The organism is Acetobacterium sp., assembly GCF_041752335.1.
GTDB lineage: Bacteria > Bacillota > Clostridia > Eubacteriales > Eubacteriaceae > Acetobacterium.
On sequence record NZ_JBGSHG010000079.1, the window covers coordinates 34,930 to 58,171 of the forward strand.

Annotated in this window: 15 protein-coding genes; 11 read left to right on the forward strand and 4 right to left on the reverse strand. The window is 44.6% G+C overall.

All coding sequences use genetic code 11. The annotated features are described in order from the left end of the window. Positions 1–42 precede the first annotated feature (42 nt). The 4 genes from ACEW8F_RS10210 to ACEW8F_RS10225 form a co-directional block, all read right to left on the reverse strand. On the reverse strand, positions 43–1,497 hold the full coding sequence (locus ACEW8F_RS10210) for a sigma-54 interaction domain-containing protein (RefSeq protein ID WP_373483366.1): 1,455 nt from the start codon (positions 1,495–1,497) through the stop codon (positions 43–45). Positions 1,498–1,620: 123 nt separating this feature from the next. Beyond that, positions 1,621–3,036, reverse strand: a complete 1,416-nt coding sequence (locus tag ACEW8F_RS10215) for a trimethylamine methyltransferase family protein (RefSeq protein ID WP_373483367.1) — start codon at positions 3,034–3,036, stop codon at positions 1,621–1,623. A gap of 31 nt (positions 3,037–3,067) precedes the next feature. Further along, positions 3,068–4,516, reverse strand: coding sequence for a trimethylamine methyltransferase family protein (locus ACEW8F_RS10220; protein ID WP_373483380.1), 1,449 nt, complete (start codon positions 4,514–4,516; stop codon positions 3,068–3,070). A 39-nt stretch (positions 4,517–4,555) separates the two neighbouring features. Next, positions 4,556–5,335, reverse strand: coding sequence for an aspartate/glutamate racemase family protein (locus ACEW8F_RS10225; RefSeq protein ID WP_373483368.1), 780 nt, complete (start codon positions 5,333–5,335; stop codon positions 4,556–4,558). A 672-nt stretch (positions 5,336–6,007) separates the two neighbouring features. On the opposite strand from ACEW8F_RS10225, the gene ACEW8F_RS10230 reads away from it, so the two are divergent. From ACEW8F_RS10230 to ACEW8F_RS10280, 11 genes are all read left to right on the forward strand, one after another. After that, complete coding sequence (locus ACEW8F_RS10230) at positions 6,008–7,648, forward strand: BCCT family transporter (RefSeq protein ID WP_373483369.1); 1,641 nt, start codon at positions 6,008–6,010, stop codon at positions 7,646–7,648. 437 nt (positions 7,649–8,085) lie between these two features. Beyond that, entirely contained in the window at positions 8,086–9,303 is a 1,218-nt protein-coding gene (locus ACEW8F_RS10235; protein ID WP_373483370.1) for an NAD/NADP octopine/nopaline dehydrogenase family protein, read from the forward strand. 149 nt (positions 9,304–9,452) lie between these two features. Then, positions 9,453–10,307: a 3-methyl-2-oxobutanoate hydroxymethyltransferase gene (panB, locus tag ACEW8F_RS10240; protein ID WP_373483371.1), complete on the forward strand. Its 855-nt coding sequence runs from the start codon at positions 9,453–9,455 to the stop codon at positions 10,305–10,307. Between the two features lie 25 nt (positions 10,308–10,332). Continuing rightward, positions 10,333–10,956 carry a corrinoid protein gene (locus ACEW8F_RS10245; RefSeq protein WP_373483372.1) on the forward strand — a complete coding sequence of 208 codons (624 nt, stop codon included), beginning with the start codon at positions 10,333–10,335 and terminating at the stop codon, positions 10,954–10,956. Between the two features lie 104 nt (positions 10,957–11,060). Next, on the forward strand, positions 11,061–11,945 hold the full coding sequence (locus ACEW8F_RS10250) for a DMT family transporter (RefSeq protein WP_373483373.1): 885 nt from the start codon (positions 11,061–11,063) through the stop codon (positions 11,943–11,945). A 102-nt stretch (positions 11,946–12,047) separates the two neighbouring features. Then, a complete protein-coding gene (locus ACEW8F_RS10255) occupies positions 12,048–13,397 on the forward strand; it encodes a uroporphyrinogen decarboxylase family protein (protein ID WP_373483374.1) in 1,350 nt (449 codons plus the stop codon). Between the two features lie 62 nt (positions 13,398–13,459). Next, the gene (locus tag ACEW8F_RS10260) at positions 13,460–14,377 is read left to right on the forward strand and encodes a GTP-binding protein (RefSeq protein ID WP_373483375.1); all 918 of its coding nucleotides are present in this window, start codon (positions 13,460–13,462) and stop codon (positions 14,375–14,377) included. Between the two features lie 54 nt (positions 14,378–14,431). Next, positions 14,432–15,238: a methyltetrahydrofolate cobalamin methyltransferase gene (locus tag ACEW8F_RS10265; RefSeq protein ID WP_373483376.1), complete on the forward strand. Its 807-nt coding sequence runs from the start codon at positions 14,432–14,434 to the stop codon at positions 15,236–15,238. Positions 15,239–15,408: 170 nt separating this feature from the next. Next, on the forward strand, positions 15,409–15,939 hold the full coding sequence (locus tag ACEW8F_RS10270; protein WP_373483377.1) for a hypothetical protein: 531 nt from the start codon (positions 15,409–15,411) through the stop codon (positions 15,937–15,939). A 362-nt stretch (positions 15,940–16,301) separates the two neighbouring features. Next, on the forward strand, positions 16,302–17,726 hold the full coding sequence (locus ACEW8F_RS10275; RefSeq protein ID WP_373483378.1) for an APC family permease: 1,425 nt from the start codon (positions 16,302–16,304) through the stop codon (positions 17,724–17,726). Positions 17,727–18,169: 443 nt separating this feature from the next. Then, positions 18,170–23,242: beta strand repeat-containing protein (locus tag ACEW8F_RS10280; RefSeq protein WP_373483379.1), on the forward strand; the 5,073-nt coding region annotated here is incomplete at its 3' end.

A 23,242-nucleotide genomic window follows, 5' to 3' on the forward strand; every position in this document is an offset into this window, starting at 1 on the left:
ATAAAAAAAGGTTTCCGCCTGAAATTTGGCGGAAACCTTTTTTTACAGTTCATCATCGGAACTTTTAATACCATGCAACCGGATCTTATACTGTAAATTCTGGCGTGATATGCCCAGGTCACGGGAGCTTTTTGAGATGTTATGATCATTGGCCTGCAAAACGTCGATGATCATTTGTTTCTCAATTTTATTCAGGGTATTTTTTAGATTTTTATCATCCATACTGGCAGATAAATATTTTTCATAGATTTTTTTATCGGCAATATTTTTCCTTAAATAAGCCGGTAGTAAATCCGGAGTCAGAATCGTATCCTGATATTGGGCAATATAAATGGCGTGGGTTACAGCGTGTTTTAACTCCCGAATATTTCCGGGCCAGTCATGGCTGAGCAGAATTTCCTGGGCTTCATCAGAAACTTTAAACAGCTGCTTTCCCATGGCGGATCCTTCGGTGGAAAGGAATGACGGGACCAGATCCAGAATATCCTGTTTACGGTCTTTTAGTGGTGGCAAGTGAATTGAGAAGACTGCCAGCCGATAATATAAATCTGACCGCAGCCGTTTTTCTTCGATGGCTTTTAAGGGATCCTGGTTTAAGGCGCTAAGCAAGCGGATATTGGCGGTTATTTCTTTGTGACCGCCGACCTTCCGATATTTGCCGGTTTCCAGTACCCGTAGCAGTTTGGATTGCAGCCCCATGTGCATGGAATTGATTTCATCCAGAAAAATGGTGCCGCCTTCAGCCGTTTCCAAAAGGCCTACAGAATCCACCGCACCGGTAAAAGAACCTTTAACGGTGCCAAACAAGGTGCTCTCGAGAAGGTTTTCAGGGATCGCACTGCAATTGATGGCCACGAAAAGTTTATTGGCCTGGGGACTGGCATTGTGAATGCTTTGGGCAAAAACTTCTTTTCCTGTCCCCGTCGGCCCGGCAATCAGGATCGGTGCGGTGGTCTGAGCGGCGATTTCGGCATGGCGAACGCATTCAGCCATATGGGTGCTGGTACCAATAATATCCTTAAATGTAAATTGCGTACCATTGTTTTTCAGCTGTTGAGACTTTAAATCGTTCTGTAGTTTATTGATGGTATTGGCCATGTGAATATAGTCGGAAATATCCCGGTAGATACAAATGGCAGCATCAACTTTTTTGGGATCATTTTTTGAAAAAACCGGGTAAGTGCTGCTGATGACATCCGCCACCTTTCCGGAAGGGGATGTATATTTGACATGGACATCCTGGACTTTTTTTCCGGTTTTTAATACCAGGGATTCCATGGATTCGTTTTCAAGATAATCATAAATATCCGACATGTTTTTGCCGATGACGTCTTCATGTTTCATATTTTCGATTATTTCACAGCCTTTGGAGTAGCAGATAATTTTTCCACTGGCATCAACAACATGAATACACACATCTTCGATCCGTTCAACATCCTGAATAGGGAAAGAACTTTCGCCAAAAGCCTCCAAAATGAGTTGGTCTTTTACTTTCACTTGTATTCTCCGTTTCGGGTTTACTGACTAAAACAGTATGATAACATGAAATCCAAAAAAATCATAGAGACAACCCTGAAGCAGGGTTGTCTGTCTGATTATTGAAGGGGATTAGACAACAGTTTACTGATAATTTTTTTCGATCTTTTCAATCTCCGCCAGGATTGAAGCTTCCAGTGCGGGAACCTCATGGGTTTCCAGAATGGTATCAATTTTAGCATTGACCATTTCAAGAATATCCGACTGATCCGGATTGACCATCCGGCGTTTAAAGAATTCAGGATACCAGATGCTTCTGAAATTGCTGAGAGTGTGCATTTCATTCAAATAGTGTCCGCCGTGGCCGACACCTTTGATGACATCCATGGCCAGGGTTTCCTCATTAACTTCGACACCACTGGAGTAGGCGGACAGCTCATTGATCATTTCATTGGCCAGGACCACCATGGCGGGTGCCACTGAGTTGCAATGATCCAATACGCCGATATCGTGAACAATATTGGCCTTGCTTAAAATGGAAGAGAAAAGTTCCATTTGGACTTCAGCAACGGATTGGGGATCGACGGTTTTGGCGTCACTGCAGCCAGCTGTACCGTAGAAGGGCAGGTTGTAATAGTCAGCCAGCTCAGAAGCGGCCGCCACCGACTTATGAAATTCCGGTGCACCATAGGAACCGATGGTGGTTTGCATATCAAAGACAGTTGGCATCGAACCGTAAATCAGCGGTGCGCCTTCATTAACGGCCTGGGTAATAACCACACCGGCTAAAATTTCAGCGTTGTTCTGGGTTAAAGCACCGGCGATGGTAATCGGCGAAGTGCCGCCCATCATGCTGTAAGGCATGTAAACCACAGGGATTTTATTAGTGGCACTGATAAATAGTTTTTCAGTACTTTCGACCGGGTGAGTGAGTGGCGGAATCGGCTCACAGTAGTTAAAGATAAAGGGTTTTTCAGCCAGTTCTTTGTGTCCACCGGCAACAACAGCGGCGATGTCAATGATTTCCTGAAGCGATTCAATGTCATTGGTCGAAAAATTGATGGTTTTGTCAAAGTTTTTAAGGGTTTCAATAAAAGTAACCTGAGATTGGACCAACGGATCCACATCAGCACACATGCCTACCGACAGAATAAAACTGATATTGGATAGGTAGCTGCCCAGTTTACACATATTTTTAATGTCCGATTTCAGGTAGGGGCGGGCCATATTGGTTTTGTGATCAAGGATCTCCAGCTGATCGGAATGGGTTCCGAAATAGACATTGTTTTTGCTGTTGATGACCATATTAGGTTTGCCATCCCGGGTGTACAAGGTCAATTCTTTGGGAATGGTGTTCAGGGCCTTATCAACAACGGCTTTGGGAAATTTAACCATATCGCCATCAACGGTACAGCCATATTTTTTCAGTAATTCGATGGTTCGTGCCCCAACGACTCGCATCCCGAAATTTTCCAGCAGGTCCATGCTTTTTTCGTGAATGGTTTCGATTTTGTTTTTATTTAATACATTAAATTCAATATTTCTTTGTGTGGTTTCCATAATGTCTCCTTAAGTCTATAAATGATAACTATTAAATACGTTCGCGATAGCAAACCGGGATATAATCGTTCAGCAGGTCGGCCTGTTCTTTGGTGATATCTGGTGGCGTATATGAAGCCAGACGTTCTTTAACGGCGGCCTGAACATCGGTTAGAACTGGTTTACTGCCGTTTTCCTGCCATTGGTTGGGATCTTCTTTGTTAAAGTATTTGGGAACAAAGAATTCCTCTTTAAACATTTTGGGGGTTCGACCCTGGAGGAAGTTACCCCGGGGTCCGATTTTGGCAATGAGATCATGGCAGAGATAGCTTTCTTCGGTTTTGATTCCTTTTAACAGACGGCGATTCATCCGATATGTATCTTCATCCATCAGGAATTTTTCAAAACTCAAGATGTTAAAGCTGCCCATAATTCCACAGGAGTGCAGAACCAGATCCGGTGCTGCTTCAAGGGTCGAGCGAATCATCATATCCGATTCAATCCCGGCCTGCATATCAAAATCTTTGGCGTCACTTAAACCGCCGCCGGTACGGCAGGGCAGCTTATATAAATCAGCCAGTCCCCGGGTGGCATAAGAAATCAAAGCAGTTTCAGGAGCACCGATGCTCAGCTGGACGGTGCGCAGGTTAGTGGAGGCCGAGGTCTGTCCATAAACCACCGGTAAACCGGGTTTGACCAGCTGTGACATGACCATCCCGGCCAGGACTTCAGCATTTGTCATCGCAATTAGTCCGGCGACTGAAGGTGGTCCGGTGAGGACCGGCATGGCGCAGGGACTGAACCAGACCGGCTGATTCATTTCAGCGGCAATCAGGAATTTTTCCAGTGGATCATGGTCAAAACATAAGGGTGACAAGGAATTGACGTGGACAATATTATTGTAAACACCACTGCGGCCTTCAAATTTTTCGATCAGTTCCAAACCTTTTTTAAAGGATTCACGCATCTTTGATTTTAACGGGAAGGTGTTGGCCTGTAAATGCAAGGCCGTTTTATTGGAATATTTCAAAATCATGGCGATCGGACTAAATACCCGTTCATCCAGGGACAGGCTCTTGTCATCCAGGAAGATATTGAAATAGTTGCAATTGATGACGTCGCTGGTGTCGGACAGCTTAAACTGATCGACGGCATCATCATTAGTCATTTTATGCAAATGACCATTATCCAGACGGAAAATATTGCCGACGCCAGGCATCAAAATCAGGCTGCCGCCGCCAAGGGTATGGTTACCTTTGGAGTTTTCAATGGTAAAGGTTTCCGGAATGGTTGAAATAGCATCCATGATTAGTTTTTCATCGAGAAAGACGGTATCGCCATCAATCCGGGCACCGTGATTTTTAAAGATTTCCAGAATTTCCGGGTGCTCGAATTTAATGCCAATTTCATTGAGAATTCTTAGCGATTCGGCGTGGATGATTTGGACATCTTCTTTTGATACATATTTTTCATATGGTTTCATTGTTTTAATCCCCTTAATTGAGTTTTTTCTTTACAGATTCAGCATTTCGGACAAGGTTTAGATATCACCATAGTAATCACGATGAGAAACACAGGAGTAAGCATAGTCGAGCAAGGTTCCCCAGCTGAATACTGGTAAATCAACAGCCCGTTGGATGGCCCGGGCAAATGGCTGCATACCAGTACATTCTAACATAATTGCTTTAATATCGGGATGCTTGGCGATAAATTCTTTGGTAATGCGAATCATATCCTTTTCCGATTCGTCATAATAGCTTTCCGGAATTTCAGGTCGCTTTTCGTGATCCCACAGGGTGTCAAACTGTGGACAGCCGTATTCATCCTGGGCACCAGCAATATGGAAATTACTGTTCAGGTCAATACCGACCTTTTCCAGATGGGTATCGGTCAGGAAACGTTTTTGGGCACAGATGATACCAACGGCGTTATTAGGTCCGATGGTTTGCTGAATAAAGGGAACCTGCAGCAGACTGGACATAAAAACCGGGATATCAACGGCAGCGGCCACATCCTGTTGGAAATAAGCGAAGTAGCCACATTCGGCAGCAATCGCCTTACAACCCATTCGCTCCAGGTTTTTCGCAGCTTGGACAATGGGGGCGCGGCAGGGGGTTTTATCCTGTTCCCAGACCAGGGTGTAGTTGTCTACCCCGTGAGCGATTTCATACTGGATTGGAAAACCCCAGGCACTGGCATTACGGACATCGCCAGGAAAACCGGGATAGGCATCATCCAATACCATAATTCCGATACCCATTCCATAACATGTGTGATTTTTCCGGGTGGTCATGTAATTAATTCCTAAATCTCTTTGCATTTTTTCCTCCTGAATATTTAATAATTATTTAATAGAGTTTTGCTATTTGTTATTTTATATCAAGCAAGTATTGTGCCAAGATAAGCTGTTTTTTTATGCAAAGAAAAAAATGATTATCTTTATCCTTCGCTGGTAAAAGATCAACAGCTGGACTTTCCCGGCCTGAGCGACCATGATTTTTCACGAGGAATGTTAATGAAAAAAAAGCTGAATTACCATTATAATAGAAGATAAAAAAAACAAAGAAAAGAAAAAAAAGACAAAACAACAGAACGATGGGTCGATGTTGAGAGAAATACTAAATAACATGCAAAAAAGAATGTCATGCAAAAATAAACGACGGTCAACAAGAATCCCTGTTTTAGAGAGATTTTTGTAATGGTTTTCAATATTTGATCCTATGGGGTGCATAATGTTTTGCAGTTTTTTTAATCTATACTAGAAAAGGCGTCTTAAAACAGGCTTAAAATCATGGAAATTTAAATAATTTTGCATTTTACGAATTGGCATAAAGCTTGCTATAGATACCTGATATATAACAATGGCTAAATATCTGTGGGAGGTGTCAAGAAAAAAAGATGAGTTTTATGGCAAAAACTGTAATTTTCAGGAAATCATTATTCTTAAGTGTTTACAGGTTTAAAACAGAAAAAATTTAGAAGGAGAGAATTTATGTTAAAAAGATTACGTATTGTTCCAATTGCGATTCCAATCGTACTAATGGGAATTATTCTCATTATCGGGTTCATTGCTCCCGATCAGTTTACCACCATTATGACGGATTTCTTTATCGCATTAATGGAAAATGCCGGCTGGATGGTTTCCATCGGGGTTTTAATTTTTGTCGGTTGTATGGTTCTGTTATTCATTCATCCCTTTGGCAGCATTAAATTTGGGGGAGCAAATGCCAAACCCAAATATAAAACCTGGATCTGGTGGGCCATCTCACTTTGTGCCGGGATCGGAACCGGAATCGTTTTCTGGGGCGCTACCGAACCGTTAATGCACACCTTTGCTCCGCCGCCATCCGTTGGTCTGGAAGCAGGAAGTCTGGATGCCGTTATCTGGGGGATGAGCAAGTCCTTCTTGCATTGGTCGTTTTCACCCTACTCTATCTATGCAGTAGCTGGAATCACCATTGGTTATGCTTACTATAATATGAATAAAAGCTATACCGCCAGTGCCGGTCTTGTTTATTTAAATGATGGCAAAGAATTGAATTCCAAGATTAATACCGTTATCGACGGGATTATCTTATTTGCTATCTGTGGTGGTGTTGCCGGTTCTCTGGGTTACGGATTACTCCAGATCGGTAGCGGGCTGAATTTCGTTTTTGGCATCGAACCAGGGCCGGTGGTATGGACGGTGATCGCCTGTGTCATTATTGCATCCTATACGATTTCCAGTGCAACCGGTTTGGATCGTGGGATTTCCTGGCTCAGTGATAAGAATGCCTGGATCTTTATTGCCCTGATGATCTTTGTCTTGATCACCGGACCAACGGCCTATGTTTTCAATCTGTTTACCCAATCATTTGGATTCTTTGTTAATAATTTTATTGATTTAAGTTTATTCACCCAACCACTCATTGACAGTGATCTATGGCCGCAATGGTGGGATATGTACTGGATGGTTGACTGGTTATCCTTTGGACCAATCGTTGGTTTATTCCTGGTTAAATTATCCTATGGCCGAACCATTCGTCAGTTTATTACGGTGAATATTATTTTGCCGGCGATGTTCGGGATTCTGTGGTTCAGTATTTTTGGTGGATTGGCATTAGACCTGCAACTCCGAGGCGTTGCTGATATGTCAGGATTCCTGACTGACAATGGCGCTCAGGCGTTTATGATGTATATCTTTGAATTCCTGCCATTTACTGAATTAATTCGAATCATCATGTTGGTAACCATTGGTTTATCATTTATTACCCTGGCGGATTCAATGACATCGACGATTTCGACCATGTCATTAAAACAATCCAAAGGTGTTAAAGAAGCACCTCTACCAATCAAAGTATTTTGGGGTATCTTCATCGGTCTAATTTCCCTGGTATTTGTTATCAGCGGTGGGATCGACGGAATTAAGATTGTTAAAACCATTGCCGGTTTCCCAATTCTCTTTATCGAATTGGCAATGATCCTCGGCTTCCTGTATCATTTATTCTCAGGCAAGCTTAAACGAGATGAAGTTGAATATGCCGATTTTATGGAGCAGGAGGCAGTTGCCGCTGCCGAGGAAGCCGCCGCAGAGCTGGCTGATCCCAAAATTCATAAAAAATGGTTTAATCTGGACAAAAACGACAAAGCATAAATAGCATAATATGGGAAAGAGAGTGAGTGGTTTTAAGCCGCCACTTTCTTTTTTTGCATGTTATATTCTGCTCAGTTGTTCTGGAGTCAAATTTTAAAGAGTATTTAACTTATCCAGTTGGATGCGGTTGAAAAATACTTGAATAATCGATTTCATATGCAAAAATTGATACCATGCAAAAAAAAGAAGCATATTGAAAGAATGTCGATAGAAGACGGTTTAATGATAAAAAATGATTGAATGAACAGTGAAAACAAAGGGAGGTGTTATAGAATTTTGCACTGCGTTTTTTTGTGTAAGAATTTTTTAAAGGATAAATGAGTGATTAAAGCAATTCTAATCCTAGATGCAAGTTGGCACGTTCTTTGCTTTAAATCAGCAGTGAGTAAATAAACAATCAATTATTCCTAATTGAGATGATTAAAAGGAGAAAAAATATGGCAGACATGAGTTATTTAAAAGACAAGCCCATTGCAGTACTAGGGGCTGGTGCAGTTGGCAAGGCGATCGCCGGAGACTGTGCATTGGGCGGAGCCAAGGTCAGAATTTGTGACTTTGAACCTTTCGCTGAAAAAACATTAAAAAATGTTGAAAAAGTCGGGATCAAATTTTTTGGCGAACAAGTTAATCTATATGGTTTTGAACGGGAAGGCTTTGCCAAAATGGACAAGGTTACCACCGATGTCGCTGAAGCAGTTAAGGGCGCTGGTATCATTGTTATTGCCACCCCCACTTTTGGACATAAACCTTTTTTTGAAAAACTGATTCCCTGTCTGGAAGATGGACAGGTCATTCATATTTTCCCCGACAATTTTGGTACCTTAATCCTGCGTAAAATGATGCGTGAAGCCGGCTGTACCAAGAATGTTATCATCGGCGGCTGGTCAAGCTCAACCTATGGCAGCCGGGTGGAAATGCCAGGTGGCGTGATTACTCATAAAATCCGAGTCTATTACCGGGCTATTACTCTGCGGGGTGCAGCAATGCCAGCCACTGATACTGAAGCCTTTATCGAAAGCTCTAAATACCTGCCATCAATGGATGCTGTGACTGAAGGCGAAGGCGCTGTGGCCGGAGATACTGTCTTAGATACCGGTTTCTCAAATGTTAATCCCGTGCTCCACTGTCCGGGCGCAATCCTCGGGGTTTCTACCATGGAAAACTTTGGGACTATTTTCGGGGAAGATAAATTCAAATTCTCAATTTATTCCCATGCTTACTGTCCTTCGATTTCCCAGGTTCAATACACCTTCTATCAGGAAGAATGTACCCTGGCAGATACCATTGGAGTAGGCATTCAACCCTATGAAAAAGAACACTTCTTCTCCCGGGAAAACGTCCTGGGCCAGGAATACATGGGACTGGATTACCTGATTCCTTTTGACAAACAGGATCCGATCCAATACGGTACCGGTCCATTTACCATGGAAAACCGCTACATCACCGAAGATATTCCCGTTGGTTGTTATGTGTATCAGCAACTGGGTGATGTCTATGGCGTTAAGACCCCGGTTGTTGACTCAATGATCAGTCTGGCCTGTGCCATTCTCGGCAGAGACCTGACCGAAAATGGCTATACCTTGGAATACATTGGTATTGATAACATGACCAAAGAAGAACTCAATGATTATTTAAGAACCGGTAAACTCAAATAGTTATCTAATCTATATCCCTCAGACACCCCTTAAAATAATATAAACCAAGACCCTCAACCTTTCGCACGCTTTAACAGCGTGCGATGGTGGATGGTCTTTTAAGAAGACTGGTCTGAAGATAAAATAATAAAAACACTAAGGAGCGTATGATGAAAAAAAGTATTATTAATTTTAGAGAAATGGCAGAAAAGAAAGAGAAAATTGTATACATTACCGGCTACGATTATTTAACAGCCAAATATGAAGAACGGGCCGGCGTGGATATGATCCTGGTTGGGGATTCCCTGGGAATGGTAACCTTAGGTTACGAAACGACCTTCCCGGTAACGATGGATGATATGATTGCCCATTCATCAGCCGTCAGACGTGGGGCGCCAAATACCTTTATCGTTGGCGATATGCCCTACATGTCCTATCAAATTTCCAATGAAGAAGCGGTTTTCAATGCCGGACGTTTTACCAAAGAATCGCTGGTCGACGCCATTAAACTGGAAGGCGGAACCGAATCGGTTTGTCAGCGGATTAAAGCAATCTCAGATGTCGGTATTCTGGTAATGGGACATATTGGTCTGACACCTCAGTTTGCCGCTCAAATGGGTGGCTATAAGGCCCAGGGCAAAAGTGCCGGGGCGGCGATGGAATTATTGCGACAGGCTCTAGCTATTGAAGCTGCCGGCGCATCTTTTATCCTGGTTGAAGGGGTTCCGGCGGTAGTTGGCAAAGCCATTACCGAACGCCTTAATATTCCGGTTCTGGGAATTGGTGCCGGTTCCTTTACCGATGGTCAATTACTGATCTATGCCGATATGGTGGGATATTATGATGACTTTACTCCAAAGTTTGTAAAAAAATACGCTAATGTGGGTGCTGAGCTATTAAAAGGATTTACCGCATTTTGTGAAGAAGTGCGAAATGGCGCATTTCCAGATGATGGTGTCCACACCTATGTGATTGCCGATGAAGAAGCGGCTGAACTGGAAAAACTGCTAGCAGAAATTAAATAAAGAAAACGGAAAAGGGTGAAAAGATATGTTGAATATAGCCGATTTAGGACAATTTGTAATTGATGGAAATGAACCAGGGATTATTGAAAATGTTAATCTTCTGGTTGAAGCTAAAGCCGATCCGATTGCGATTATTAATGACGGTTTGTTAAGTGGGATGAATGTGGTCGGAGAAAAATTCAAAAGCGGGGAAATGTTTGTTCCCGAAGTGCTGATGGCAGCCCGGGCCATGAATGCTGGAATGGATATTGTCAAGCCACTGATTGCCGATAAAGACATGCCCAGCCTGGGAACCATCGTCATCGGAACCGTCAAAGGGGATTTGCATGATATAGGTAAAAATCTGGTGGTGATGATGCTGGAAAGCGCTGGTTTCAAGGTCATCGATCTGGGGATTGATGCCAAAGTAGAGCAATTCGTAGCCGCTGTCAAAGAACATAATGCCGATATCGTCGGGATGTCAGCGATGCTGACGACGACCATGACCTATATGCAGGAAGTCATCAAAGCCTGTCAGGACGAAGGCTTAACCGTTCAATATCTGGTTGGTGGAGCACCGTTATCACCAGCATACAGCGAAAAATTAGGAGCCATTTACGCTGCCGATGCATCGGGAGCGGTGGATACCGCTAAAGCGTTAACAGCATAGCTAAGCGTTAAAATAGACGGAGAGACATTAAAGATTAGGACAGATAAAGCACTCCGACTCAGGAGTGCTTTTTAAAAATACAAATTTAGAAAACGAGGCAAACCATGTCAACGGGAATCATTGCTGCCGTTGCAGCCGCATTAGCCGCAGGTCTCATTCCGGTATTCACCAAGGCGTTAATGCTGGATGGATTGGATGCCACCACCATTTTATTTTATCGCTATGCATTTGTTTTTATCGGCTTGGGAATAAGCTTTATCTTAAAAAAAGAAAAGATCAGAGTAACCTCAAGACAGGCGCTGGAACTTTTTATTTTTTCGGTGTTCGGATATGGCGGAGCGACCTTTTTATTGGCCCAGTCCTTTAATTACATGCCGATGGGATTGGCCACCATGTTGTATTTCTCTTACCCACTTTTTGTGGTGGTCATTATGGGCCTGGTTTTCAAAGAAAAGCCCAACCAGACAAAGATCATTGCGTTGATCATTGCCATTGCCGGGATCTTATTTCTGATGAATTTCAATTTTGATCTTGTTAATTTGGGCAGCATCTTAGCGCTGGGGTCAGGACTGACATATGGTATTTATCTGGTCAGTCTCCAGAAAAGCAGCCTTAAAGAACTTAAAAATGCGGTCATTATATTTTATCTGGGAGGAATCAGTGCCGCGATTTTCGGGATTCAGGGCTGGATTGTTTCAGGAAATCCAGACTTTTTAGCATTACCGGCTAAAGGAATTCTCTTCACTCTGGCGTTGGGAGGAATTACCATCTTTGTTTTGCAGATGGTCACCTTCGCGATCAAGAAAATCGGATCAACGCAAACCTCACTGATTATTGCCTTTGAGGCGGTGGTAACCTTAATACTGGGCATTTTATTATATGGCGAACCATGGAATGGCAATACGGTTGCCGGGGCTGGACTGATGCTGGTTGCGGTAATCCTGGTCAGTCGGAATGCTAATACCGATTCTTTGTCAGTCCGAGATTGAGAGGCTGATTGGTAGCAGCAGTAAAACTATTAAAATGAAGCAACAGCAGTAACGAAGCAAGTCAATTAAAAATAAACTAAAAAATTCAAAATGAGGTAAAAAATGGGAAAAGATCTAATTTTAAAGACATTAAGACACGAAACGGTCAATGAGGTGCCATGGGTTCCTTTCAGCGGGGTTCATGCCGGTTTTCTAAAAGGCTATTCCGCCCGGGAAGTATTAACCGACGGCGATAAACTATTTGATTCACTGATGGAAGTCCATAAGCTTTATACCCCTGACGGGATGCCCGTGATCTTCGATCTTCAAATTGAAGCAGAAATATTGGGCTGCGAGCTGTTATGGGCGGAAGATAATCCGCCATCGGTAATGAGTCATCCCTATGCCGGTGAATTGACGGTACCCTGTAAATGCAAGATTCCCAAAGCTACCGATGGTCGAATTCCGATGGTGGTGGATGTGATGAAACGGGTCAAAGCGGCAGTGGGTGATGACACTGCTCTCTACGGTTTAATTTGCGGACCGGTGACCCTGGCATCCCATATCCGTGGCAGCGAGTTTTTTATGGATATTGTCATGTATCCGGAGTATGTCAAAGAACTGGTGGGATTCTGCGTGGAAGTTTGTAATGCCATGTCAGCCTATTACATTGATGCCGGGATGGATGTGATTGCCCTGGTTGATCCGTTGATCAGCCAGATTTCACCGAAATCAATTGAGGCCCTGTTTTTGGAACCCTTCCAGGCAGCCTTTGATTTTATCCGCAGCAGGGGAGCATTAAGCAGTTTCTTTGTCTGTGGTGATGCGACGGTTCAGATGGATGTGATGTGCCGAACCAATCCTGACGGGATCTCCATTGATGAGAATGTCAACATTTACGAAGCAAAAAAAGTCACCGATCAATATAATATCACCATTGGCGGGAATATCCCCCTGACAACTACCTTGCTGTTCGGTAATCAGCAGGACAATATGAAATTTGTTGTGGAGATGTTGGATCAGATCGACCATCATAATCTGATTGTCAGCCCCGGCTGTGATATGCCCTATAATGTCCCCATTGATAATACGGTGGCTACTGTTCAGGCGATTAAACAAACGGAAACGGTTCGCAAAATGATCGAAAACTATGAGGCCGTCGATGAAGATATTCCCGTCGATCTTCCGGATTATGACAAACTGGAAAAACCACTGATTGAAATCTTCACCCTGGATTCAGCTACCTGTGCGGCCTGTACCTATATGGTCAAGGGAATTACCCTGGCCGAAGAAGAGTTTGGTGATCAGATCGAGATTAAAGAATATAAATACACCAACAAAGTTGATATTGCCCGGACCAAAAAAATGGGAGTTCAGCATTTGCCATCCACCTATATCAATGGGAAACTCCAATGGTCATCGATTATCCCCAGCAAGCAGGAATTGATTGAAGTCGTTGGTAAATATCTGTAGGCTGAATCTTGCCTGAAGTGGCGGCAGCCAATGCCGCCCTTCTGAATATAAGGAGAAATGGAATGAAGCTTATCCTATTGACCGGATTTTTGGGCGCCGGAAAAACCACGATGTTAAAAAAGCTTTTGACCGAATATGAAGGCCGAAAAATCGGTGTGCTGATGAATGAATTTGGGGAGACCGGAATTGATGGAAAATTGATCAACAATGAAGCTTTTGATCTGATTGAATTAAATAACGGATCGGTTTTTTGTGCCTGCCTGAAAGAAAATTTCATTAAAGGGCTGGCGGAATTTTTAAACCATCAATTGGAAGTGGTGTTTGTAGAATCCTCCGGAGTTGCCGATCCTTCCAATATGGGGGTTATCCTCGAGACGGTGACAAAAATTTCCGGTAAAGCCTATGATTATGCCGGTTCCATTTGTATTGTGGATGGGGTCTATTTTCTCAAACAGTTTGAAGTGATCGCCGCCCTGGAAAAACAGATCATTTATGCCAGCAAGGTCATTATCAACAAGGCTGATCTGCAAAACGTCGAAACCCTGCAAGCCATTGAAGATAAAATTAACGGCATCAATTCAGCGGCGGAAATCTATCAGACCTCTTTTTGCGAGGTGCCCTTGGCTGAGCTGGTTAAGACGATGAAAAGCGTAGAGTTAGCAGCCAGGCCTTCGGAAAATACCTGGGAAAGTCGTCCCCATGCCCGGATTTTAAGGACCGAAGCATTACTCAATTATAACGCATTTGAGCAATTCCTGAATGAAATAAAAGGTTCGACTCATCGGATTAAAGGTTTTGTGAGAACGGATCAGGGAGTTTTTGAAGTGAGCAGCGTCAATGAGTTGGCGGTCCTGAAGCCCTGGAACAAACCCGTTGAACAAACAGAAGTTGTCCTGATTTCTGCGGTGGGTATCCGGATGATCAGCGATTTGCTGAGAAGCTGGAAAAAGTATTTTGAAGACACCCCGGTGAGTATTTAAAACCAGGATTTTAGCGTAACGATAGATTTTGATAACAAAGACAAGGAGACACAGATGATTATTATTGGAGAAAAAATTAATGGCACCATTCCAGCAGTGAAGGAAGCCATCGAAAAAAGAGATGCGGCATTTATCGCCACTCGGGCCGTGAAACAGACCGAGGCTGGAGCTGATTTTATCGACGTATGCGCCAGTACGGCACCGGAATATGAAATTGAAACCCTCAAATGGCTGATGGAAGTTGTTCAGGATGTTACCGATACACCTTTGTGTATTGATAGCCCTAATCCCCGGGTTATAGAGGCTGTTTTCAAATATGCCAACAAACCGGGGATGCTTAATTCCATCTCCGAAGAAGGCGATAAGTGTGCAGTATTACTGCCGTTGATGGAAGGCAATAGCTGGGAAGTGGTGGGACTGACCTGCGATAATAACGGAATCCCCACTGATTTGCAGACAAAGCTGGACATCACCACAAGTATGGTCGAAAAAGCGGCTAAATATGGCATTACCCAGGATCGAATTCATATTGATCCCTGTGTGATGGCATTGTCAACTGATAATCAGTCCCTGTTGAATTTTGTTGCGGAAATTCGCGCTATCAAAACACTGTACCCGACCATTCATGTCACTGGTGCCATCAGCAATATTTCTTTTGGCTTGCCGGTTCGATCACTGATTAATAAAAATGCCATGGCTTTTGCCATTCAGGCCGGGATGGACTCGGCTGTGATGGATCCCATGAACCGCGACATGATGGGAACTATTTTTGCCATCGAAGCATTACTAGGATGGGATAAACATTGCCGCAAATACAGTAAAGCGTACCGGGCTGGAAAAATCGGATCGTTGCCAAAGTAAGAAAAGATCAGTAACGAAGCACTTAATGGAATAAAAATAAAAACACCCTTGATAACGAAAAATCATCGTTGCCAAGGGTGTTATTTTAGTTTCAACGCAGTGGCAATGGCTGTTTTCTCCTTGCCTTCCGCTTTCAACGGGGCTATAATTTAGTCATACGGAGGTCGAGGATGAAAAAGATAGGTTTAATGCTTTTAGTTTTGGGTTTAATGGTTTTTGGACTCACCGGCTGTGGAATAGAAGCGTACTTCAATAATAAAGGGAATGAGACCACGGTTGCCGAAAAAAAACTGCCGGAAATGGTCTTAAACGAACCTTTTTTGGTAACCACTGTCAATGGCGATTATAGTGTCACCATTAACGGGGCAAGATCAACCCCGGAAAGAAATGCAAACTCAGAGTCTGATCCTAAACAGGTGGTGTTTCTGGATTTTACTTACGAAAACATCAGTTATGAAAAAAGAAATAATATGGAGTTCTTCTTAGCCCAAGGAGACTTTGTTGTAACAGACGAGGAAGGGAATATTCTGGAGACGTATAATATCAAAGACCCCAACCGGATGATTCAGGAAACAACTATTGGTGGCAGCTGTTCGGCAAGCCTTGCCTACGGCCTGGAAACGGATAGTAAAAATATCACTGTCACCTTTATCCGAGGAAAAGGAAAAGCGATTGCTCAGATTACCGTTCCAATAGAATAAAAAACGCGCGAATCTTTAAAGTGTTCCGATTTTTACAATAAAAGCCGCAAGAAATAAAGTATAGTAAGGTCAGAAAGACAAAGCAGTCTGATTTTCCGTTGGGAAATCAACTGTTTTGTCTTTTTATTTTCATCGGAAAACTGAGCTTGCGTGTGGGCGGTGGTTTTCCGGGAATTGAAGAGAAATACGATGGTATTTCTCTTCATATTTAGCAAATTGTTATCAAAATTATAGCGGGAGCAAAGATGCTCAGATATCCGGATGGGATATTTGGGCATCTTTTTTATAGGCAATAAACATCCCCAGACACTTTATTCAATGAAGAAAGAAAGTGTAAAGAAAAAAATTAGAAGGAGATTATTATGGAGAATCAAAAAAAATTAGGATTAGGTTCTGCAGTATCAGTCTGTGTTGGTCTGATTGTGGCAACAAGCTGTTTGCTGTTACTCGGGCAGGGAATGGGTTTGGCAGGTTCAGGATTTATCGTTTCGTTAGGGATTGTACTATTCTTAAATGTGATGCTGTCGCTGACATTTGGAGAGCTTCATGCAATCATGCCAGATGTAGAAGGCGGACTTGGTCAATATACATTAGCAGGACTTGGGCCAGTGGCATCGATTATTTCAAACTTATCAGCCTATGTTATTACCATGATTCTGGCATCTTCGGTCGAAATGGCGATGTGTGGGATGGTCATCAATCAGATCTTCCTGCCAATGATCCCGGCCCCCATTCTCAGTGTTTTGTTACTGGCCATTCTGTTTTTAGTTAATTTCAATGGGGTGGATATTTTTGCCAAGGTTCAGAATGTGGTGGTCGTGTTACTAATTGGTTCATTAATTGCCCTGGGGATTATCAGTTTCTTTAATCTGGGGACAGGAACAGTGATTACCGCTGCCCAGCAAACGCCACCGCCAGTAACCGGGATCAGCGGTTATGCTTCACTGGCTGCTTTAGCGTTTTGGTTATTTATTGGCATTGAATTTGTTATTCCGATGGCTAAGGATTTGAGGAATCCCAAGCGTGATGTGACCCTGTCAATGATTCTTGGTCTAATTTTGTTGTTTGGTGTTCAGGCTATGCTCGGCGTTGGGATGACCCATTATGTCACCCTGGAAGCACTGGCAAGTTCACCGATGCCGCATATGCTATTTGCTGAAAATCTGTTGGGAGATCTCGGTCTTTACTGGATGGGAATTGTGACCCTGCTGGCAGGGATCAGTACCGCCAATACAGTACTGGGCAGTGTCAGTAAAATACTGTCGGGCATGGCACAGGATGATATGATGCCAAAGATTTTTACCAAAAAAAATAAAAGCAATATCCCGGTAGCTGGCCTGGTGCTGATTTTTGGTGGCGATCTGGTGATGCTGATCACCGGATTTACCCAGTCTTCAGGTTTGGCGACGATTCTGCTGGCGGCATCATGTTTCTGGTTAACCTCGTATATTCTGGTTAATATTTCGGTGCTGGTGCTGCGAAAGAAATATCCGGACATGCCGGGACGCAATAAAAAGTTGACCTTCTTTGGGATACCGCAGATTTTATGTATTGTTGGCAACGTCTATATGATCTGGCATATTGCCGAAGGTGATACCAGAATTCTGGTCTATAAAATATTCTTTGGATTGTTTGCCGTATTGATTGCCTACTCAGTGATCTGGGTAAAAGTGATTAAAAAAATATCATTGTTTGAAACAGCAGATGTTCATGAGATGAATTTAAGATCTAAAACTGAAATGGGTGTTAATAATACCAATGTGATCATTGAACCCCCATTAGTCTAGATCATTCAGACAGCATTGTAAAAAAAATAAATTTAAACACAAATAGCCACCTGTCAAAAATGAGAGGTGGCTATTTGTGTTTGATTTATAACTTTTTTTATGACAATGTTTATCTGTGTTGCAATCCAGAGAAGAAGAATCGCTATGGACAGGGAGAAATTCAATATTATTTAAAACAGGTTGTAAAATACTAAAGTAAGGGTAACGTTATGTCGATGAAATAAAAATAAGCTATATTTTGCAGATTTATGAAGTCTATTGATTAAAGGTGTTTCCAGTTTTTGAAACTGGGCAAAAAAATTTACAAATTAAATTGATCTGGCAGGATCAACACCGGTCTTGACCAAGTCGCTAACAAAGAAAGAAAATGCAGAAAAAAAAGAAAGGTTCAATGTCAGTCCTGTTATCCCCCAAATCAGTCGATCAGAAACAGAGGAGAGCAAATGAAAAAATTTAAGAACCTGGCAGTCGTGCTTGCATTGGTATTGGTATTAAATACCATCCTACCCCAGGCCGCGGTTTTCGCGCAAGCGGCGAATAACAGTATAGAAACTAACGGGTCCACCGTTAATGTGACCCTGGCCGATGTTGACCCGGCTTTCGGGACGGTTACCCTCAGTGGCAGCGGTCAAACCGGCCCGGGAGCCTACCCCCAGGGTTCCACCCTGAAAGTAAATGCCGTGGCCAACCCGGGCTATGCGGTTTATCTGATTTCGGCATCAATGGGGGGACTGATCTACGAAACCCCACTGACACCCACTACTTTTAACTTAACTGCCGATACCGTGATTACAGTTAGCTTTTATGCGGTGACACCACCGCCGGTCAGTACCGTACAGGTTCAGGTGGAAGACCTCAATCCCATCTTTGGCAGTGTCGCTGTTAGCGGAACAGGTGGACAGACGGGTAACGGCGCTTATCCCACCGGATCAACGCTCAGTGTTAATGTAACCCCCATTAATGGTTATAAGGTTACCAGCATTTTAGCAACCTTTGCGGATGGCACCACCCAGGTAGCTAACAATGCTGCTACCGCTGATTTTATTTTACATGATGATGTCGGTTTGACCTTTACTTTTGATGGGGCTATTAATATCATCGTCGAAAGCTCCGACCCAACCAGAGGATCCGTGTTTGATGAAACAGGTTCCTATAGTTTGCTTGATAGTATCTATTTAGTTGCCACTCCAAATCCCGGCTATGAATGCAATGGTTATTATTTTATCGATGCGAATAATCACAGCTCATACACCGCCTATACCCAGCCGGTAAATGTGATGGTAACGGAATCCGGCACCTATCAAATGATGTTTGAGCCGATCATGTGTAGTGTTGCCGTGGCCAGTGACGGCAACGGAACCGTCAGCGGTGGCGGTAACGTTGCCAATGGAACACAGGTAACGCTTACGGCCACGCCAAATGCCGGCTATAAGTTCAGCCAATGGACCGATCAAAACAATGCGGTGGTGGGAACCAGCGCAACTCTGAATGTCACAGTGACGGACAATGTCAACTATACGGCCAGTTTTGTTCCGGATACCGTGGAGATTCAGGTTTCAGCGACTCCCACCGGTGGCGGCACCGTAAGTGGTGCTGGCACCTATATCAGTGGTGACGCGGTGACGCTTACGGCCACCCCGGCCGCGGGTTTTACCTTTGTCAATTGGATCAATACCGAATCCCAGGCGGTTGTCAGTAATGATGCCAGCTATGCATTTACCGCCAGCGATGCTGCCGCGGGGGAATATACAGCGGTGTTTGAAGCGACCCAGATGCCAGTAAAAATTTCAACCATTGCTTCACCGGCAGCCCTTAAGACCATTACCGTGACCCCGGTATCGGGAACCTATGCCAGCGGAACGGTGTTGTCTTTGAACGCCAGCAGTACTGATTCCGGCGTGACATTCTCAGGCTGGTATGCAAATGGGGTGTTATTATCCAAATCGCCGACCTTCGCCTATACAGTTACAGAACCGGTACTGATTAACGCTGTTTTTGGGACTAATTGGGGTTCGGTGATTGTTCTGGGAAATCCGTTTTCATCAAGAGATGTGGATATCGAAGTGCAACCGATTGGAACCACCCTGAGTTTTAACGGGCAATCAGATACCTATGATTTTGTGAATTGGACCAACAGTGCCGGGACGGTGGTGAGTACCAATCCGAACCTAACCGTACAAGTGCAAAAAGGGTTACAGACCTATATTGCCAACGTTACCCCCAAAACATTCACCATCTCGGTGGGAGCCACCCCAACTCCGGGAGGAACCGCCCAGGTAACCTCGGCAACTTCCATAACCTATGGCAAAACCGCCACCGTGGTGGCGACCCCAGCTAATGGCTACAGTTTTACCGGCTGGACCGATGGGGATACCGGTCAAAGCGTCAGTACTGATCAAACCTACTCCTTTGAGCCCAGCAAGAATACCCGTCTGATTGCCAATTTTTCTCAGGTAGCGTATAGCCTGAGTCTGACAGCCAATCCAACCAATGGCGGAACCGTGGGCAGCGGGGGAACAAACCTAAGTTACGGTCAGCAGGTAAATATCCAGGCCACTCCGGCGGATGGCTATGTTTTTACGGGTTGGGTGGATGGATCAGGGAACACCGTGTCCAGCAGCCCCAATGCCAGCATCACGATTAACGGGAATATGGCGTTGACAGCCAACTTTGCGGTGGTGCAATATCCCATTACGGTTACGCCTTCTCCTGCAGCAGACGGAACCGTCACTGGCGGCGGTTCCTTTGAGGAGGGCGCAAGTGTAACCTTAACGGCCATTCCCAATGCCAATTATAATTTTATTCGTTGGACCCAGGGTGATTCGGATTTAGCCGTGAGTACCAATCCCCAATATACCTTTACTGCCAGCGAAGCCAGCCAGGGACAGTACACGGCGATTTTTGAGCCGGAAACTTATCTGGTGAATATTTCGATGGTCGCTCAGGAATCCATTGAAGATCAGGTATCAGTCAGTCCCGCAAAGGACATTTACAGCTATGGAACCGTGCTTAATATGGCGGCCAATACCACCAATACAGCAATTCTGTTTCTTGGCTGGTTTGAGGATGGTAAACTGATCAGTAAAACCGCAGATTTTAATTATACGGTAACTAAAGCGACCAGTCTGGTGGCTGTTTTTGTCACGGATTACGGCGTGATTATTACCAAAGGTGATCCCGCGGCGGCGAAAAAGACAGATATCCTGGTGGGGCCCAAAAATACGACCAAAACCATTTCGGCCGAAACCTCGGTTAATTATGATTTTGTTAATTGGACCGATGCTGCCGGAACCGTCTATCCTGATGTCACCTTTGACGTGACCTTTGGACCGGATCCGGTGGAAACCTATGTAGCAAATTATACTCCTAAAACATATACCGTGGCAGTGACCGGCCAAACCCCGGGCGGAACCGTGAGCCAATCCCAGGATTCGGTACTCTACGGCCAATCGCTGACGGTAACGGCAACCCCGGATAGCGGCTATGCCTTTGTGAACTGGACGGATGCCCTGGCAGATCCCCAGCCCGGAGCCGTTTTAAGTACCGACGCCAACTGGATTTTGCAACCGGATGCCAACATGTCACTCCAGGCAAATTTTGCACCGATTGCCTATACCGTGGGCATTAATGTGGCTGCCAGCGGCGGCGGAACCGCCGCCTGGGCCAATTACCCGCCCACTGGTCCCTTTTATGGGGAGGTGATCACGGCCGTAGCCACGCCTGATCCCAATTACGTTTTTGATGGCTGGGTCAATACCGCCGGAGATGTGGTCTCAATGGACAGCTCCTATGATGTTACGGTGACAGGAAATGATACGTTAACCGCTCAATTCCATACCAGCCAGAATAACATTGGTGCCGTGGCCAACCCGACGACCATGGGCACCGTCACCGGTGGGGGAACCTTTAACTATCAGACTCAGACAACCCTCACCGCTATCCCCAATACCGGATTTGAATTTGTTAACTGGACCAATAATCTGGATGACACAGTTATCACCACTCCGGATCTGGAGGTGAATGTGGCAAATGATGTCATTTACACGGCCAATTTTGATGTCTTACAATGCCCGGTGACCCTGACCCCGGTGGATCCAGGACGGGCTGTTTATGGCAGCGTGGCCATGGCTGTTTATGAAAATGGGGTCCTGGCTGCGGCTGGAACCATCCCGGAATATGGCGACAAGGTGGTCTTAACCGCCACCGCCAATCAAACCATGCCGAATGCGATTTTTAAAGATTATCTGGATGGCACCGGCGCATTGATTTCCTATGATTCGGTTTATACCATTGACGCCATCACCGAGCCGCTGGCAATTCAGTATGACTTTGTCCAGGAATACACGGTAACAGTTCCTGTTTCCGCCGAATGGACAGATAATTATCAACGGAATCTGCTGCCCGGCGTGGTTCCCCAGGTAACCCAATTTCCCAACCAACAGGTGAGTGGGAATTTTAAGGACGCCATTCCCCTTAACTACGGAACAGTGGACGCCAATCTGGTTTTTGATGGCTGGTATACTGATGAGGAAACCCCGGTTTTAGTCAGCAGCGAACCCTCATTTAGCTATCAGTTATTGGATACTACCCCGCTGGTGGCCAGGCTGCATTTAAAAGACATTGGAATTCTGGTGGAAAATGCCTACGTTACTGATCAAACCATTCCCGGCGTGGATTTAAACGGCGGCGAGGTGTCCGGCAGCGGCTATCGAAATGTTGGGGAATCCTTTAATATCAGTAGCACCGTGGATGGAAATTACAATTTTGAAAATTGGACTCAGGGCAATACGACCCTGAGTAAAAAAACCAGCTTTGTCTATACGGTAGCTGGAACACCGGGAGTAGATGCAGCCCCGATCCAGGCTAACTATTCGCCGGAGGCCTGTTACCTGACCTTGAATGTCAATCCCAAAGGCAGCGGCCAGGCCGCCCCATCGGGATATTATCCTTATGGAACCCTGGTTACCATCTCTCAGGGAAATCAGGCCGGGTATGCCTTCTCGCATTTTGAAGACAGCAACGGGAACACCTTAAAAAGTGTGACCTCCAATACCAAGGCAGGCACACTGACCCTCTATATGACCGGAAATACAACTGTTGTGGCGGTTTATAAAGAAAGTAGTGGCAGTGAAGCCCAAAAAATCGTAAAAATCGCCGCCGCCGCTGCTACGGCTGCCGCCATTGCCGCCGGTATCGCTGCGGCAATCTATTTTGGCGGCGATGAGTTGCTAGCTGATGGCGCATTGGATTTAGCAGAGGTAGCATTAGAAGACCTGGGTGAAGTGGCTGGCGGCGTTGTTGACAAAAACCCGCCAGACCCTGATCCGGATCCCGACGATCCCGATAATAAAACCGATATCCTGATTACCGCCACTGCCTCACCGCTAGATGGCGGAACGGCCATTGGCGGAGAATCCTACCGGGTCGGTGAAATGGCGGTCTTAAAAGCCACCGCCAATCCAGGTTGGGTTTTTGCAAACTGGACCTGTGAGGGTGCCGTAGTCATTGATGATCCG

What these genes read in the sequence shown, in the direction of transcription:
- ACEW8F_RS10215 (WP_373483367.1), bottom strand. Translation starts at nt 3,036, where the DNA reads ATGGAAACCACACAAAGAAATATTGAATTTAATGTATTAAATAAAAAC.
- ACEW8F_RS10225 (WP_373483368.1), bottom strand. Translation starts at nt 5,335, where the DNA reads ATGCAAAGAGATTTAGGAATTAATTACATGACCACCCGGAAAAATCAC.
- ACEW8F_RS10230 (WP_373483369.1), top strand. Translation starts at nt 6,008, where the DNA reads ATGTTAAAAAGATTACGTATTGTTCCAATTGCGATTCCAATCGTACTA.
- ACEW8F_RS10235 (WP_373483370.1), top strand. Translation starts at nt 8,086, where the DNA reads ATGGCAGACATGAGTTATTTAAAAGACAAGCCCATTGCAGTACTAGGG.
- panB (WP_373483371.1), top strand. Translation starts at nt 9,453, where the DNA reads ATGAAAAAAAGTATTATTAATTTTAGAGAAATGGCAGAAAAGAAAGAG.
- ACEW8F_RS10245 (WP_373483372.1), top strand. Translation starts at nt 10,333, where the DNA reads ATGTTGAATATAGCCGATTTAGGACAATTTGTAATTGATGGAAATGAA.
- ACEW8F_RS10250 (WP_373483373.1), top strand. Translation starts at nt 11,061, where the DNA reads ATGTCAACGGGAATCATTGCTGCCGTTGCAGCCGCATTAGCCGCAGGT.
- ACEW8F_RS10255 (WP_373483374.1), top strand. Translation starts at nt 12,048, where the DNA reads ATGGGAAAAGATCTAATTTTAAAGACATTAAGACACGAAACGGTCAAT.
- ACEW8F_RS10260 (WP_373483375.1), top strand. Translation starts at nt 13,460, where the DNA reads ATGAAGCTTATCCTATTGACCGGATTTTTGGGCGCCGGAAAAACCACG.
- ACEW8F_RS10265 (WP_373483376.1), top strand. Translation starts at nt 14,432, where the DNA reads ATGATTATTATTGGAGAAAAAATTAATGGCACCATTCCAGCAGTGAAG.
- ACEW8F_RS10270 (WP_373483377.1), top strand. Translation starts at nt 15,409, where the DNA reads ATGAAAAAGATAGGTTTAATGCTTTTAGTTTTGGGTTTAATGGTTTTT.
- ACEW8F_RS10275 (WP_373483378.1), top strand. Translation starts at nt 16,302, where the DNA reads ATGGAGAATCAAAAAAAATTAGGATTAGGTTCTGCAGTATCAGTCTGT.